Source organism: Burkholderia sp. E168m15, from assembly GCF_016586105.1.
GTDB lineage: Bacteria > Pseudomonadota > Gammaproteobacteria > Burkholderiales > Burkholderiaceae > Burkholderia > Burkholderia orbicola.
On record NZ_BCPO01000102.1, the window covers coordinates 85,876 to 101,162 of the forward strand.

At 67.7% G+C, this 15,287-nt stretch carries 15 protein-coding genes and 1 pseudogene; 10 read left to right on the forward strand and 6 right to left on the reverse strand.

Annotated elements, in window-relative coordinates:
• The first annotated feature begins 138 nt into the window (after positions 1-138).
• Genes livH through JMF86_RS17385 form a run of 4 tightly spaced genes read left to right on the forward strand, consistent with a single transcriptional unit; the run spans position 139 to position 3,819 of the window.
• A complete protein-coding gene (livH, locus tag JMF86_RS17370) occupies positions 139-1,065 on the forward strand; it encodes a high-affinity branched-chain amino acid ABC transporter permease LivH (protein WP_012339584.1) in 927 nt (308 codons plus the stop codon).
• An 11-nt stretch (positions 1,066-1,076) separates the two neighbouring features.
• Positions 1,077-2,348, forward strand: a complete 1,272-nt coding sequence (locus JMF86_RS17375) for a high-affinity branched-chain amino acid ABC transporter permease LivM (protein WP_006480714.1) — start codon at positions 1,077-1,079, stop codon at positions 2,346-2,348.
• Positions 2,345-3,118, forward strand: coding sequence for a high-affinity branched-chain amino acid ABC transporter ATP-binding protein LivG (gene livG / locus JMF86_RS17380; protein ID WP_006480715.1), 774 nt, complete (start codon positions 2,345-2,347; stop codon positions 3,116-3,118). The genes JMF86_RS17375 and livG overlap by 4 nt, the downstream gene beginning before the upstream one ends.
• Positions 3,118-3,819, forward strand: a complete 702-nt coding sequence (locus tag JMF86_RS17385) for an ABC transporter ATP-binding protein (protein WP_011694813.1) — start codon at positions 3,118-3,120, stop codon at positions 3,817-3,819. Before livG ends, JMF86_RS17385 begins: the two co-directional genes overlap by 1 nt.
• A 93-nt stretch (positions 3,820-3,912) precedes the next feature.
• Here JMF86_RS17385 and JMF86_RS17390 read toward each other — a convergent pair whose 3' ends face one another.
• The gene (locus tag JMF86_RS17390; protein WP_011547156.1) at positions 3,913-4,764 is read right to left on the reverse strand and encodes a LysR substrate-binding domain-containing protein; all 852 of its coding nucleotides are present in this window, start codon (positions 4,762-4,764) and stop codon (positions 3,913-3,915) included.
• A gap of 132 nt (positions 4,765-4,896) precedes the next feature.
• Here JMF86_RS17390 and JMF86_RS17395 point away from each other — a divergent pair, with 132 nt between their 5' ends.
• The 4 genes from JMF86_RS17395 (at position 4,897) to JMF86_RS17410 (ending at position 8,246) form a co-directional block, all read left to right on the forward strand.
• Positions 4,897-5,877: a hypothetical protein gene (locus JMF86_RS17395; protein WP_011547157.1), complete on the forward strand. Its 981-nt coding sequence runs from the start codon at positions 4,897-4,899 to the stop codon at positions 5,875-5,877.
• Positions 5,878-5,906: 29 nt separating this feature from the next.
• Complete coding sequence (locus tag JMF86_RS17400; RefSeq protein ID WP_011547158.1) at positions 5,907-6,893, forward strand: 2OG-Fe(II) oxygenase family protein; 987 nt, start codon at positions 5,907-5,909, stop codon at positions 6,891-6,893.
• A gap of 13 nt (positions 6,894-6,906) precedes the next feature.
• The gene (locus JMF86_RS17405; RefSeq protein ID WP_011547159.1) at positions 6,907-7,830 is read left to right on the forward strand and encodes a DMT family transporter; all 924 of its coding nucleotides are present in this window, start codon (positions 6,907-6,909) and stop codon (positions 7,828-7,830) included.
• Positions 7,831-7,895: 65 nt separating this feature from the next.
• Positions 7,896-8,246, forward strand: coding sequence for a VOC family protein (locus tag JMF86_RS17410; RefSeq protein WP_011547160.1), 351 nt, complete (start codon positions 7,896-7,898; stop codon positions 8,244-8,246).
• A gap of 30 nt (positions 8,247-8,276) precedes the next feature.
• Here the strand turns inward: JMF86_RS17410 and JMF86_RS17415 are convergent, their stop codons facing one another.
• The 3 genes and pseudogenes from JMF86_RS17415 to JMF86_RS17425 form a co-directional block, all read right to left on the reverse strand.
• Positions 8,277-8,684 (reverse strand): DUF2000 domain-containing protein, encoded by a 408-nt coding sequence (locus tag JMF86_RS17415; RefSeq protein ID WP_011547161.1) that lies wholly within the window; start codon positions 8,682-8,684, stop codon positions 8,277-8,279.
• 44 nt (positions 8,685-8,728) lie between these two features.
• A pseudogene (locus JMF86_RS17420) lies at positions 8,729-9,587 on the reverse strand (helix-turn-helix domain-containing protein).
• A 73-nt stretch (positions 9,588-9,660) separates the two neighbouring features.
• Complete coding sequence (locus tag JMF86_RS17425) at positions 9,661-10,638, reverse strand: AraC family transcriptional regulator (RefSeq protein WP_011547163.1); 978 nt, start codon at positions 10,636-10,638, stop codon at positions 9,661-9,663.
• Positions 10,639-10,679: 41 nt separating this feature from the next.
• Between JMF86_RS17425 and JMF86_RS17430 the strand changes: the two genes are divergently transcribed.
• A complete protein-coding gene (locus JMF86_RS17430; protein ID WP_011547164.1) occupies positions 10,680-11,429 on the forward strand; it encodes an SDR family oxidoreductase in 750 nt (249 codons plus the stop codon).
• Between the two features lie 73 nt (positions 11,430-11,502).
• Here the strand turns inward: JMF86_RS17430 and JMF86_RS17435 are convergent, their stop codons facing one another.
• On the reverse strand, positions 11,503-12,804 hold the full coding sequence (locus JMF86_RS17435; protein WP_011547165.1) for an aspartate aminotransferase family protein: 1,302 nt from the start codon (positions 12,802-12,804) through the stop codon (positions 11,503-11,505).
• Between the two features lie 78 nt (positions 12,805-12,882).
• Here JMF86_RS17435 and JMF86_RS17440 point away from each other — a divergent pair, with 78 nt between their 5' ends.
• Positions 12,883-13,767: a LysR family transcriptional regulator gene (locus JMF86_RS17440; RefSeq protein WP_011547166.1), complete on the forward strand. Its 885-nt coding sequence runs from the start codon at positions 12,883-12,885 to the stop codon at positions 13,765-13,767.
• A gap of 13 nt (positions 13,768-13,780) precedes the next feature.
• On the opposite strand, the gene JMF86_RS17445 is transcribed toward JMF86_RS17440, so the two are convergent.
• Entirely contained in the window at positions 13,781-15,211 is a 1,431-nt protein-coding gene (locus tag JMF86_RS17445) for an isochorismate synthase (protein WP_011547167.1), read from the reverse strand.
• Positions 15,212-15,287 lie beyond the last annotated feature (76 nt).

The window sequence follows — 15,287 nt, forward strand, 5'->3', positions numbered from 1 at the left end:
GGGCGGGTGCGTATTGGCCGCGCATTCCCCGTGCGCGGCCAAGGAGGGCGGCCCGAGACGACACCGTGCGTTGCGCGCGGCCGACCGCCGTGATCCGGCGACGGCATGCGACCCAATGCCAACGGGAGCTTCCCGCACATGACTGACTTCTTTCCTCAATTCGCCCAGCAGCTGGTCAACGGCCTGACGCTGGGTGCGATCTATGCGTTGATCGCCATCGGCTATTCGATGGTCTACGGCATCATCGGCATGATCAACTTCGCCCACGGCGAGATCTACATGATCGGCGCGTACGTGGGCCTCGTGACCCTGACGGCCATCGGCATCTCCGCCGGCTATCCGCTGCCGCTCGTGCTCGGCGCCGCGCTGATCGTGTCGGTGATCGTCACCGGCCTGTACGGCTTCGCGGTCGAGCGCGTCGCGTATCGGCCGCTGCGCGGCGGCCCGCGCCTCGTGCCGCTGATCTCCGCGATCGGCATGTCGATCTTCCTGCAGAACTACGTGCAGATCGGCCAGGGCGCGCGCGACGTGTCGGTGCCCGTGCTGATCTCCGGCGCGTTCGAAATCCATCTCGGCGGCGACTACGACGTGACGATTCCGTATGCGCGCCTGTTGATCGTCTGCGTGACGCTCGTGCTGATGATCGCGCTCACGCTGTTCATCTCGCATTCGCGGATGGGCCGTGCGTGCCGCGCGTGCGCCGAGGACATGAAGATGGCGAACCTGCTCGGCATCGACACGAACCGCGTGATCTCGTTCACGTTCGTGCTCGGCGCGATGCTGGCGGCCGTCGGCGGCGTGCTGATCGGGCTGACGATCGGCAAGCTGAATCCGTATATCGGCTTCGTCGCGGGCATCAAGGCGTTCACCGCCGCGGTGCTCGGCGGGATCGGCAGCATTCCGGGCGCGATGCTCGGCGGCGTGCTGCTGGGCCTGGCCGAAACCTTCGCCGCGGGCTACATGCCGGCCGAGTACAAGGACGTGGTCGCGTTCGGCCTGCTCGTGCTGATCCTGCTCTTCCGCCCGACCGGCCTGCTCGGCAAGTCGGACATCGAAAAGGTTTGAGGGAGACGCAGATGAGTCAAGTCATTTCCGTTCGCCGCCCGGCCGCCGACGCGTCGTTCGGCCAGGCGCTGAAGAACGCCGTGGCCGCCGCGATCCTGACGGCGATCCTCACGATTCCGGTGCTCGGGCTGCAACTGAAGCTCGATGGTTACCAGGTCGTGCTGACGCCGCATTGGCGCCCGGTGTGGATCGCGGTCGCGGCCGTGTTCCTGTTCCAGTTGTTCAAGCCGTGGCTGATGCGCGCGAAAGCGGCCGTGAAGCTGCCGGCGGCGCCGACGATGGGCGCGCAGCAACAGCGCGTGATCATCTGGGTGCTGCTCGCCGTTGGCCTCGTATGGCCGTTCTTCGGCTCGCGCGGCGCGGTGGACGTCGCGACGCTCGCGCTGATCTACGTGATCCTCGGCCTCGGGCTGAACATCGTGGTCGGTTTCGCGGGGCTGCTGGATCTCGGCTACGTCGGGTTCTACGCGGTCGGCGGCTATACGTACGCGATGCTGAACCAGTATTTCGGGTTGTCGTTCTGGGAGTGCTTGCCGATCGCGGCGATCGCCGCGGCGACGTTCGGCTTCCTGCTCGGCTTCCCGGTGCTGCGCCTGCGCGGCGACTATCTGGCGATCGTCACGCTCGGCTTCGGCGAAATCATCCGCCTGCTCGCGAACAACCTGACGAGCCTCACCGGCGGCCCGGACGGCATCTCGAGCATTCCGAAGCCGACGGTGTTCGGCTTCGAGATGGCGCGCTCGGCGAGCGTCGAAGGCGCGAAGACCTTCCATGAACTGATCGGGCTGGAATACAGCGGCGAGCACATGGTGATCTTCCTGTACCTGATCGCGCTGCTGCTGGTGGGCTTCACGCTGTTCGTGACGAGTCGCCTGATCCGCATGCCGATGGGGCGCGCATGGGAAGCGCTGCGCGACGACGAGATCGCATGCCGTTCGCTCGGCCTGAACCCGACGCGCATCAAGCTGTCGGCGTTCACGCTCGGCGCGGCGTTCGCGGGCATCGGCGGCGCGTTCTTCGCGGCGCGTCAGGGCCTCGTGAATCCTGAATCGTTCACCTTCATCGAATCGGCGCTGATCCTCGCGATCGTCGTGCTCGGCGGGATGGGCTCGCAGCTCGGCGTGATTCTCGCGGCGATCCTGCTGACCGTGCTGCCGGAGGTCGCGCGCGGGTTCGCCGAATACCGGATGCTGATCTTCGGTCTGGTGATGGTGTTGATGATGATGTGGCGTCCGCAGGGCCTGCTGCCCGCGAGCCGTCCCCACGTGGAGCTGCCGCAATGAGCGCGAATGCAGAACTGTTGAAGGTGGCCGGGCTGCAGATGCGCTTCGGCGGGTTGCTCGCGGTGGACGGCATCGATTTCGACGTGCGCCGCGACGAGGTGTTCGCGATCATCGGGCCGAACGGCGCGGGCAAGACCACGGTGTTCAACTGCGTCGGCGGCTTCTACAAGCCGACCGGCGGCGACGTGGTGCTCGACGGCCATGCGATCGCCGGGCTGCCGAGCCACAAGATCGCGTTGAAGGGCCTGGTGCGGACGTTCCAGAACATTCGCCTGTTCAAGTCGCTGACCGTGGTCGAGAACCTGCTCGTCGCGCAGCATCGCAAGGTGAAGGCGGGGCTGCTGCACGGCCTGTTCGCGACGCCCGCGTACCGTCACGCCGAGAAGGAAGCGCTCGAGCGCGCGGCCGTGTGGCTCGACCGGATGGGGCTGACGGCGGTCGCCAACCGGCCGGCCGGCACGCTGTCGTACGGGCACCAGCGGCGTCTGGAGATTGCGCGCTGCATGATCACCGAGCCGCGCCTCTTGATGCTCGACGAGCCGGCGGCCGGCCTCAACCCGCAGGAAAAGATCGAGCTGCAGCACCTGATCGACAAGCTGCGCCGTGAATTCGGCGTATCGGTGCTGCTGATCGAACACGACATGAGCCTCGTGATGGGCGTGTCCGACCGCATCCTCGTGATGGAGCACGGCCGGCCGATCGTGATCGGCACGCCGGAAGCGGTCCGCAACGACCCGCGCGTGATCAAGGCGTATCTGGGGGAAGAGTGATGCTGAAGCTGGAACAGGTCCATACGCACTACGGCGCGGTCGAAGCGCTCGCGGGCGTGTCGATCGAGGTGAACAAGGGCGAGATCGTCACGCTGATCGGCAGCAACGGCGCCGGCAAGACGACGCTGATGATGACCGTGTGCGGCACGCCGCGCGCGTCGTCGGGCCGCGTGCTGTTCGAGGGCAACGACATCACCGCGATGTCGACGCACCAGATCATGCGGCAGGGAATGGCGATCTCGCCGGAAGGGCGGCGCGTGTTCCCGAGCCTGACGGTGCTCGAGAACCTGAAGATGGGCGGCTTCTTCGCGAGCCGTCACGAGATCGACGACGGCATCGAGCACGTGTTCAAGCTGTTTCCGCGCTTGAAGGAGCGCGCGACGCAGCGGGCCGGCACGATGTCGGGCGGCGAGCAGCAGATGCTGGCGATCGGCCGTGCGCTGATGAGCAAGCCGCGTTTGCTGCTGCTCGACGAACCGACGCTCGGCCTCGCGCCGCTCGTGATCGCGCAGATCTTCGACATCATCCGCACGATCCGCGACGAAGGCGTCACGGTGTTCCTCGTCGAGCAGAACGCGAACAAGGCGCTCGGCGTGGCCGATCGCGGCTACGTGCTCGAAACGGGGCGCGTGGTGCTGGCCGACACGGGCGCGAACCTGCTCGCGAACGACCGCATCAAGCAGGCGTATCTCGGCGGTTGATCGACGGGAAGCCGCCGGCCTGCAACGGGCCGGCGGCAGTTTTTCCGGCGGTTCGTTTCTGCTTGCAAGGCCGGTTTCCCGGCCTTGTCTTCCCTATCCGATCCTGAACGTACTTTTCAATACGTCGCGCAGATGCAGCGCGGCGCGATTGCTGTCGTCCGTCAGCACCGTGATCAGGTGCGGCGGCAGATCGGGCAGCACGATGCCGGCGACATGGCTCGTCAGGTTGCCCGACACGCGATCGTGCTCGATCAGGCCGACCGCGAGCCCGTTCGCAATACACGCTTCGACCGCCGGCGAACTGGCGCTTTCGAGCAGCATCCGGTGCGCGATCTTCGCCTTCTTCAGCGCATTCAGCGCGGTATCGCGGTATGGGCAGCCCTGCAGTTGCACCGCGATCGGCAGCGGTGCATCGGGATTGAACTTGAAGGTGCGCGCGGCGACCCACACCGGATGGGTCTTGCTGAGCAGCTCGGCGTGCGGCAGCGCTTTCGGCACCACGGCGATCGTGATGTCGAGCTGGCCGCGCGCGAACAGCTGCTGCAACTCTTCGCTGGAGCGCGCTTCGACCGTCAGTTCGAGCAGCGGCCGGTCGGCGGCGAAGCGCGGCAGGAACTCCGCCATGAAATGCGCCGCGTAGGAATCGGGGATGCCGAGCCGCAGCTTGCCGGTCAGCATCTGCGGCGACAGCGATTCGACGAGCCGGTCGTGGCTCAACAGAAACTCGGTGGTGTCGCTCAGCAGCTTGTGGCCGAACTGCGTGAGTTCGACCGCCTGGTTGTTTCGCGTAAACAGCCGCTGCGCGACCATCTCTTCCAGCTTCTGAATCTGCGCGGTGACGGACGACGGGCTGCGGTTCACATGAACGGCCGCATCCTTGAAGCGGCCGAGCTTCGCGACGGCGTGGAAGGTACGCAGCAGGTCGACGTCCAGGGTACGCGGCATGATTTTGTTTTTCAGAATCAGTGATTCAGGTAATGTCGATTGACGGAATTATTGGGCATCCCTATTCTCGGGTCAACAGGCAGACAACGGCAGGCAGCCGGTCGGGCGTTGCACGCATCCGGGGAACGATTCATGTCGATCAATGATTTTGTCGTAGATGCATTGGTGCGGGACAGGAAGCTGAAGGCGGAGTCGGTATGGACGGTCGAGAATCACGAAAAATATTCGACGTTGCATCGCACTGGCGATGACGCGCGGCGACGGGAAGCGGGGCGCGAAGTCTTTGCGCTGATGCGCAACCTGAACGAACTGGGCGTGCGAAGCCCGGCGCTGTGCGCGGATCGCGACGGCAAGGGTTCGTTGCGCGAAGCGATCGGCGCATTGAGCGAGCGGCTCGCGACGTTGTCGCGCGGCCGCCATGTCCATTACATCGAGCTGGGGCCCGAGCCGGTCAAGACGACCGAGCTGATGAAAGCGGTCAGCGGCGGCGGGCCGGATCATCTGCGTTACACGGCCGTCGACATCAACGAGTCGTCGGAAGACGCGATGCGGCACGCGATCATGCCGTTCCTGAAAACGCCCGGCTGTTTCAACTACATCGCCGACGATTACCGGAACGTGCAGTGGAACCATATCGACCTGGGCCAGGACGTGACGTTCATCACGATGCTCGGGTTCCAGGAAGGCAACGAGTTGCCGGTGACGATCGGCCGGCTGATTCGCAATCTCGGCGGCAAGTCGACTTACGTCGTGTCGGAGATGCAGTTGCTCGTGGAAGGGCGCGAAGAGCCCATCTACGACTTCTACCAGAACGAGAACATGGTGCGGTTCTCCGAAATCGTCAGCCGGCAGCAGGGCTTCGAGCCGCTCGGCAAGCACCATGTCTCGATCGTGCGGCTCAATCTGCTCGGCGACCAGTTCCATGTGGCGGTCACGCTGCAGCCGGTGTCGAAAGCGGGGGCCGACGGGCATCTGATCACCAATGTCTGCCTGAAATACACGCCGGAGCAATTCCGCCACGTCCGCCTGAGCCACGGCAATTGCCGCGTGATCGACGAATTGCATAGCGGGGACGGCAGCGTCGTGTACCAGATTGCGCAGTACAAGGGCTGAATGGCGAAACGTCGACAGCGAGGCACGCGATGAACAAGGGACATGCATTGCCGGTATTTGCGCGCGGGTTCGGCCGGGTGACGCTGGCGCTGCGGACGTCGCTGTCCGTCGGCGCGAACGTCGGCGGCACGCTCGACGCATCGACGGAACCGATGCGCTGGAGCGGCGCGTGCCTGCGCGACGGCTACGAGGTGCGCTACCGCCGCAACCTCGACGATCTCGGTTATCGCGACGTGCCGATGCGCGGCACGCGCTCGGATGCGCTGAATGCGGTGTGTCACCTGCGCCGGTTGTTTTCCGACGAAGCGGTCGACGCGCTGCGCGAGATCGGCCGCGCGCTGGAACGCAGCGCGTCGAGCAGCAACTGGATCATCTCGAAGCGCGTGCGTGCGGTGACGAACCGCTCGCGCTTCATCGACGACATGATGCACGATCGCGCGTTCCTGCTGCGGGTGTCGCGCCTCGCCGGTGTGCCGTTGATCCCGTATCCGATGGCCAACGCGCGCTCGCAGTTCAACTACTACTATCCGACGGATCAGCGCGACGGCAAGGCGCAACTCGGCATGTGGCACACCGACGGCACCAGCTTCGTGCTGAACATCGTGCTGTCGGATCGCGCCGATTACGCCGGCGGCAACTTTCTGTTCTACGAATCGAGGGCGGAGACGTTCGATCGCCACGATCCCGAGCGCCGGCACGTGAGGACCGCGAACCTGGACCACGCGGGCGATGCGCTGCTGATCTACGGCAGCAAGCTCTTTCATGGCGTCGAACCGGTCGAGGCCGGGCGTCGCATGTCGCTGGTGCTGTCGTTTCATTGCCCCTACACACGCGAGGACGACAACGGGTTCTGGCATCTCGCGTCGGACGACGGCATTGCGCGCACCGCCGTGAACTGGCTGGCGCTGCGGCGTGCCCTCAGGGACGACGCCGAGCTGCAGTACCGCCGCCTGGGGCTCGAACCGATCCGGCCGGACGATCTGGGCGACCAGCGCCTGGCTTCGGCCACTTTCTGAGAACCGTCGCGCCATGCAGCTCTTCCTGCTTCAACTCGTTTTCGTCCTGTCGTGGAGTTCCGGATTCATCGGCGCCAAGCTCGGCGCGGAGACGGCCGGTGCGTTCAACCTGCTGTTCTGGCGGTTCCTGCTCGTCACGCTGTGCCTCGCGATCGTCCTCAATCGGCAGCTCGGGCGCCTGACGCTCGAGAAAATCTGCTATCACGCGGTGATCGGTTTCCTGTCGCAATTCCTCTATCTGGCCTGCGTGTACGTCGCGATCCAGCACGGCCTGCCGCCGGGCATCGCCGCGATCGTCGCGGCGTTGCAGCCGCTCATCACGGCGGCGATGACGTCGTTCGGCGGCAGCGAGCGCAGCGGGGCGCGCCAGTGGGCCGGGCTCGTCGTCGGGTTCGTCGGCGTGGGCATCGTGATCGGCGGCCAATATGCGCTGCCGGCCGGGTCGGTCGGGATCGTCATGTACCTGCTGCCGCTGGTGTCCGCGTTCGGGCTGTCGATCGCGACGATCTATCAGCGCCGCCGCGCGCTGACGGCCGCGCGCAGCAACGAGGACGGGCTGTTCCTGCCGCTGTTCGTGCAGGGTGGCGTGAGCCTCGTGCTGTTCGCGGCGTGCGGGATCGTCACCGGCGACCTGCACGTGCCGACGCAGCCGAACGTGTGGGTGTCGGTCGTGTGGCTGACGGTGTTCTCGACCTTCATCGCTTACCTGTCGCTGTGGGCGCTGCTCAAGCGCATGCCGGCGACGCGCGTGGCGACGCTCGTCTATCTCGAACCGCCGGTGACGCTGCTGTGGGCCGCGTGGATGTTCGGCGACCGGATCGCGGTGACGACCTACGTCGGCATCGTCGTGGTCGCGGTCGGCGTCTGGCTGGCCGGCAAGCCCGGTGCGCGGCCCGCGCGGCCGCGCTGCGCGGACCTGGAGACGGCCGGCCGCTGACGCACTGGTTGCGCGCGCGATTCCGGTGTAGCTTCGCGAGACTGCCCGACTCGTGAAGGAACCCGATGAAAGTCAAACGGATCGTCGCCAACGTCGACACGCGCTCGATCGACGATGCAAAGCGCTTCTATCAACGGATCTTCGGTCTCGACCTGCTGATGGACCACGGCTGGATCGCGACCTACGGCAACGCCGAGCAGATGGACGTGCAGATCAGCTTTGCGTCGCACGGCGGATCGGGCACGCCGACGCCCGATCTGTCGATCGAGGTCGACGATGTCGATGAAGCGCTCGCGCGGGTCCGGGCGGCCGGCATTTCCGTCGAATACGGGCCGGCCGACGAGCCGTGGGGCGTGCGGCGGTTTTACGTGCGCGACCCGTTCGGCAAGCTCGTCAACGTGCTCGCGCATCGCTGACCGGCGACGGCGAACCGGGCACGCCGGCGGTCACGCATGCAACGCCAGCCCTTTCACCGCCTTGTCGACGGCCTTCTTCGGCCCGTGCAATGCCAGGCCGACCAGATCGGGATTGTCCGCATCCTCGGCGCGAAACGCCGCGCGGTTGGCCGCATCGTGCCCGGTCGAAAACATCGCGCGCACGTAGGGCACGATCGTCAGTTCGCGCGACAGCGCCTGCCGGTGCGCGGCCTGCAATCCGTTCAGATCGGCCGCGAACACCAGCATCGGCTGGCCCCGCATCCGGCTATAGCGGCGCCCGGCCGCATCCTCGTAAGGCTCGCCCAGTGCGTCCGGCGCACCGGCCGCGACGCCCGTCGCGAGAAACGCGACCACGTTGAGTTTTTGCCACGCGGCGAGATCGTCGCGCACGATCAGCGCTACTTTGGTATCGAACATGCTTGCTCCTCGTTGGAGCGCCCATGATCGGACGTCGTGCGCGATCAGTCTGGAACGTTTGTGCAGAGTTGCCGGTACGCGGCCGGCGTGATCCGGTACGCGCGGCGAAACCAGCGGCCGAGGTGGCTCTGGTCCGCGAAGCCGACGTCGGCGGCCGCCTGTGCGGGCGTGCGGCCGGCAGCCAGCAGCTTGCGCGCGGCGCGCAGCCGCAAGCGCACGAGGTATGCGTGCGGCGACGTGCCGAACGCACGCTGGAACATCCGCGTCAGCCGGAACCGGTCGATGCCGGCGACGCTCGCGAGTTCGTCGAGGCCGAGGTTGCCGTCCATGTGTGCGTGCAGCAGGTCGCGTACGCGCGCGATCGCGGGCGGCACGACGCCGCTTTCCAGTGCGAGCGGGCCGCCCAGTTGACTGCCGAGCCGTATCAGCAGGCGGTCGAGCGTCTGGTCGCGCGCGAGCCGGCCTTCGTTGTCGTGGATCGCGAAGAACGCGTTCCGGATCGCGTCGACGAGGCCGCGATCGTCGACGAGCGTATGGCCGAACGTGGCTTCGACGCTGCCGAGGCCCGGCAGGTCGAGCCGGCGCGCGGCGCGCTCGACCCACGCTTGCGGCAGGTACAGCATCCCGTACGTGAAGCCTCCCGCCTCAGGCGCGTGGCCGTCGTGCATCGCGCCCGGCTCGATCAGGATCGCGCGGCCCGGCACGCTGGTATGCAGCGAGCGGTGGCACTGAAAGCGCTGCACGCCCTGTTCGGTGAAGCCGACCAGCATGTCGTCGTGATCGTGCGCATCGTACGCATGGCCGTTGAAATGCGCGTGCAGGCATCTCGATGCCGGTTTCCGCGTCGCGGCGCGCGACGAGCCAGTGGTCGGTCGTGCCCACGGCCTTGGCGTCGGTCGTCATCGGGGGCCTCGACCGTCGTCGTGGCGCGACGAAACGGGGTGGCGGGTGGCGGAACAGGGAGGACGGGTGCGGGTCATGATTCGCTCACCATCGCTTGTTCGTCGCGCGCATATTGCGCGGGCGGCCGGCCGACGTGCCGCGCGAACGCGACGCTGAAGGTGCTCGCCGAGCTGTAGCCGACGCGCGCCGCGATCTCCGCGATGCGCCCTTCGTTGCGGCGGAGCAGATCCTTCGCGAGCGCCATGCGCCATGTCAGCAGGTACTCCATCGGCGCGACGCCGACCGCGCGGCTGAAGCGTTCGAAGAACGTCGAGCGCGACAGCGCGGCTTCCTTCGCGAGTTCGACGATCGTCCACGGATGGGCGGGGCGCTCGTGCATCCGGCGCAGCGCGGCCGCGAGGCGGCTGTCGGCGAGCCCGCGCACGAGGCCGGGCGATGCATGCGTGCCGGTCGTGAAGCGCATCGCCTCGATCAGCAGCACTTCCAGCAGGCGCGCCAGCACGATCTCGCGGGCCGGCCGCTGCGCGCGCGATTCGTCGCGCACCAGTTGCACGAGCGTGGTCAGCCGCGGCTCGCCGCGTACGTGCACGAAGCGGGGCAGCAACGACACCAGCAGCGCCGCGTCGGGCGAACCGAAGCTGCAGTTGCCGGCCATCATCCGCGTGTCGACCGGATTGGCCGGATCGCCGATCCGGTATTCGCCGTGGTCGAGCATGACGGGCGGCGCGGTGTCGACGCCCGGCGGCGGCGGTTCGAGGCTCGACATCGCCACGCCGTAGGCCGCCGGAATCAGCATGAAATCGCCGGCCAGCAGCTCGATCGGCGCGTGCCCGTCGATCGCGATCCGGCACCCGCCGTCGAGGACCGCGCAATAGAACGGCTCGCCGGCGACCGTGCGGCTGATCGCCCACGGGCTCGCGCCACGGACGTACTTCGAGTACCGCGCGCCCGGTTGCAGCAGCGTCACGACTTCGGTCAGTGGGTCGATCATGGTCGGACTCTCGCAAAAGAAAAGCGGATTGTCGATTGTAGCGAATACGGTTCCGGCCATCTATCGTACGGACACATGCTCAACACACCCGAGGAGTTCGCATGAAGACCGTACTGATTACCGGCTGTTCCTCCGGCTTCGGCCTCGAAATCGCGCGCCATTTCCTGGCGCGCGACTGGCAGGTCGTCGCGACGATGCGCAAGCCGAACGACGACGTGCTGCCGCCGTCGGAGCGCTTGCGCGTGCTGCCGCTGGACGTGACGAACGCGGACAGCATTCGCGCCGCGATCGACGCCGCCGGCCCGATCGACGTGCTCGTCAACAACGCGGGCGTCGGCGCGGCCGCACCGGCCGAACTCCTGCCGCTCGACACGGTGCGCGCGCTGTTCGACACCAATACGATCGGCACGATCGCGGTGACGCAGGTCGTGCTGCCGCAGTTTCGCGCGCGCGGGGCCGGCGTGGTCGTGAACGTCACGTCGAGCGTCACGCTGAAAGCGCTGCCGCTGGTCAGCGCGTATCGCGCGAGCAAGGCGGCAGTCAATGCCTATACCGAATCGATGGCGGCCGAGCTCGAGCCGTTCGGCGTGCGCGCGCATCTCGTGCTGCCGGGCCGCGCGCCCGACACGCGTTTCTCCGACAACGCACGAGCCAACATGCACGGCTTCGAGCACGAGGCGTATGCGGATTTCGTCGGCAAGGCCGTCGCGCGGATGCTCGATGCGTCGGGGCCGATCACCCACGCGCAGGACGTCGCCGAAGCCGTGTGGCGCGCGGCGACCGATCCGTCCAGCCCGATGCGCATGCCGGCCGGCGCCGATGCGCAGGCGTGGGCGGCGGAAGCGGGTTGATCGAGCGTCAATCCGTCGCGCCGGCCGGTTGAGCCGGCGCGACGGACCGCGTGACGGAGAGAACGGCGTTACGTTACAGCGCGCGCTCGATCGCCTGCTCCAGCAGCGACAGGCCGAGGTCGATCTCTTCGTCGCTGACGGTCAGCGGCGGCGCGATCCGGAACACGCCGCCCATGCCGGGCAACTGCACGATGTTCATGCTGAGCCCGAGCTTCATGCACTCGCGCGTGATCTTCGCGCCGAGCCCGTCCGCCGGCTCCTTGGTGCGGCGATCCTTGACGATCTCGACGCCGAGCAGCAGCCCGCGTCCGCGCACGTCGCCGATGCAGTCGAAGCGCTCCATCAGGTCGAGCAGGCCGCGCCGCAGCCGCTCGCCCATCGTGTTGGCGCGCGCGACGAGGCCGTCGCGCTGCACGACGTCGAGCACGCGCAGGCCGACCGCCGCCGGCAGCGGGTCGGACACGTGGGTCGTATAGAACAGGTAGCCGAGCTCGTGCGCGCGTTCCTCGATGGCCGCGGACGTGACCATTGCCGCGAGCGGCAGCCCGGCGCCGAGCGTCTTCGACAGCGTCAGGATGTCGGGCGTCACGCCGTCGCGCTGGCACGCGAACATCGTGCCGGTGCGGCCGACGCCCGTCTGCGCCTCGTCGAGGATCAGCAGCATGCCGCGTTCCTCGCACTTGCGCTTGAGCGCGGCCATATAGCCGTTCGGCAACTCGATGATCCCGCCCGAACTGAGGATCGGCTCCGCGATGAACGCGGCAAGATTGCCGCTCGACTGGCGGTCGATCAGGTCGAACGCGTAGTCGAGCTCGGCGAGCGGGTCGTACGCGCCGTTGCGCTCGAAGCGCGGCCGGTACGTGAACGGGGCCGGAATCGCGAACGAACCGACCGCCGCGGGGCCGACGCCCTTGCGGCCGGCGCTGTACGTGGCCGACGCGGCGGCGCCCGTCATCCCGTGCCACGACTGCGCGAAGCCGACGATCTCGTACTTGCCGGTGACGAGCTTCGCCATCCGGATCGCCGCCTCGTTCGATTCCGCGCCGGTGCTGAGCAGCAGCGCGCGGTCGAGCCCGGCGGGCGTGAGGTCGGCCAGGCGCGTCGCGAGCTCGACGACCGGCCGTGACAGCATCCCGCTGAACAGGTGGTCGAGCTTGCCCGCGTATTCGCCGATCACGGACACGATCTCCGGATGGCTGTGGCCGAGCACCGCGCTCATCTGGCCCGACGTGAAATCGAGGATCGCGCGGCCGTCGGCATCGTAGACGAAGCTGCCCTTCGCGCGCTCGACGATCATCGGCTCGAACGTGCCGCCGTAGCGGACCAGGTGCTGCCTGGCGTTGCGCCAGAAGGTTGCGTCGTCGTTCAGGGACATCGGGCGGCTCCGGGCAAAAGGGCAGGGATCGCTTGCAGTCTAGGCGCGCGTCTGGTTTGATGGAATCGAATAGTTCTAATGCAAGCTAGAAAAGGGGCTAATACCTTGGCGCTTTCGCTCGAAATCGACCTGCTGCGCTCGTTCGTCGTGATCGCCGAGGTGCGCGCGCTGAGCCGCGCGGCCGCGCGCGTCGGCCGCACGCAATCCGCGCTCAGCCAGCAGATGAAGCGGCTCGAGGAAGTGGTCGACCAGCCGCTGTTCCAGCGCACCGGCCGTGGCGTGGTGCTGACGCAGCCGGGCGAGCGGCTGCTCGTGCATGCGCAGCGCATCCTGCGGCTGCACGACGAGGCGATGGCCGACCTGTGCGGCACGGGGCTGTCGGGGACGATCCGGTTCGGGTGCCCGGACGATTACGCGCAAGTGTGGCTGCCGTCGCTGCTGCGGCAGTTTTCGAGCCAGCATCCGCAGGCGATCGTCGAAGTCGTCTGTGGGCCGACGCCGCGACTCGTCGAACAGCTGGAGAAGCGCGCGGTCGATCTGGCGATGATTTCCGTGCCGGACGACGGCGCGACCGACGACGTCATTCGCCGCGAGCCGCTGGTCTGGATCGGCTATCCGGGGCTCGCACCCGCGCATTTCGATCCGCTGCCGCTCGCGCTGTCCGATCGCGACACGCTCGATCACCTCGCGGCGTGCGACGCGTTGAACCGCGTCGGCCGCGACTACCGCGTCGCGTATGCGAGCAGCAGCCTCGCCGGGCTGATCGCGCTGGTGCGCTCGGGGCAGGCGTTCGCGGTGATGACGCAGACGGCCGTGCCGGCCGACCTCGCGATCGTCAACGGCGATCCGCGCTTGCCGCCGTTGCCCGCCGTGGGCATTACGCTGCGGTTCGACCGGAAGCGGCCGTCGCACCTGACGGCAGCCTTCGCCGACCATATCCGGCAAACGCTGCCGTTGCTTTGACGGCCGACGGGAATCAGTCGACCATCGACGAAGCCGACGCCTGCGTGTGGCCCGGCCGCTCCGCCGCCGCGTCGCGCACGCGGATCGCCGCCTGCATGCCGGACAGCTTCAGTTCGGTTTCCTGATATTCGTTGACCGGCTCGGAATCGGCGACGATGCCGCAGCCCGCGAACAGCCGGCACGCACCGCCCGCGATCAGCGCCGAGCGCAGCGCGACGATGAAATCGCCGTTGCCGTGCGCATCGATCCAGCCGATCGGCGCCGCATACCAGCCGCGATCGAAGCCTTCGTACGCACGGATATGGTCGAGCGCCGGTGCGCGCGGATGGCCGGCCACCGCGGGCGTCGGGTGCAGCGCCGCGACCACCTGCAACAGCGTCGCATCCGCATTCAGCGTCGCGCGGATCGGCGTGCTCAGGTGCTGGAGCTTCGGCAGCCGGTGCAGCGACGGTTGATCGGGCACGTCGAGCGCGCGCGACAGCGGCGCGAGCGCGGCGCGGATGGCGTCGACGACGAGTGCATGTTCGAGCCGCTCCTTCGCGGAAGCCATCAGCGCGGCGCCGAGTGCGCGATCGTCGTCGGGCGTGGCGCCGCGCCGGATCGTGCCGGCCAGCGCATGCGTGCGCACGTCGCCGGCCGCGACACGCGCGAGCCGTTCCGGCGTCGCGCCGACGAAGCACGCTCCGTCGCGACGGACCGCGAACAGGTGCGCATGCGCGTCGCGCCGTCGCAGCCGGCGCAGCAGCGGCGCGATCGCCACAGGCCGCGCGTACTGTTCGAGCACGTCGCGGGCGAGCACGACCTTGCCGAAGGCGCCGTCGTGGATCGCATCCACCGCACGACGGACTTCGTGCTGCCATTCGCCCGCCTGCAGCGCCTGCGTGTGCAGCAGGTGCGGCGCGTCGTCTTCCGCGGCCGGTGCAAGCGTGCCGAGCGACTCGATCCGCGCGAGGCACGCATGCGCGAGCGCGGTGGGATCGTCGTGGGCGGCGACGACCTGCTGGCAGACGGCCCAGTGCGCATCGCCTTCGCGCACGATCAGCAGCTTCGCCAGCGTCATGCTCGCATCGGGAAACGATGCCCAGTGCGCGCTGCGCGGGCCGCGCGAATCGAACCGGAAGCCGCCGACCAGCCGCGGCGGCTGCGGGCCGGCCGTGATTGCATCACTCACGAGCGTGCGCCAGCGCGCATCGATCTGCGCGAAGCGCGTGTCGCCGGTGGCGCTCAGTTCGACCGCGCAATCCCAGCCGTACAGCGTGACGGACGCATCGCCGGCTTCGTGGAAGCACCACGGCGTGACGCCGTCGTCCCACGCGGCGATCAGGTCGAAGAAGTCGAGCGGGCGCAGCGGCACTGAGACCGACGCCAGCGTCGGCGTGCCGGTGGCGGCGGCGCGGGCCGCACGCGCGAACGTGTCGTGCAGCAGCGGAAGGCCGGCGTTCATGCAAGCCCCCGCTGTTGTCGCCAGTATTGCGTTTGCTGTGCGATGTACCACGCGATGAGCTGGGCGAACAGCGTTT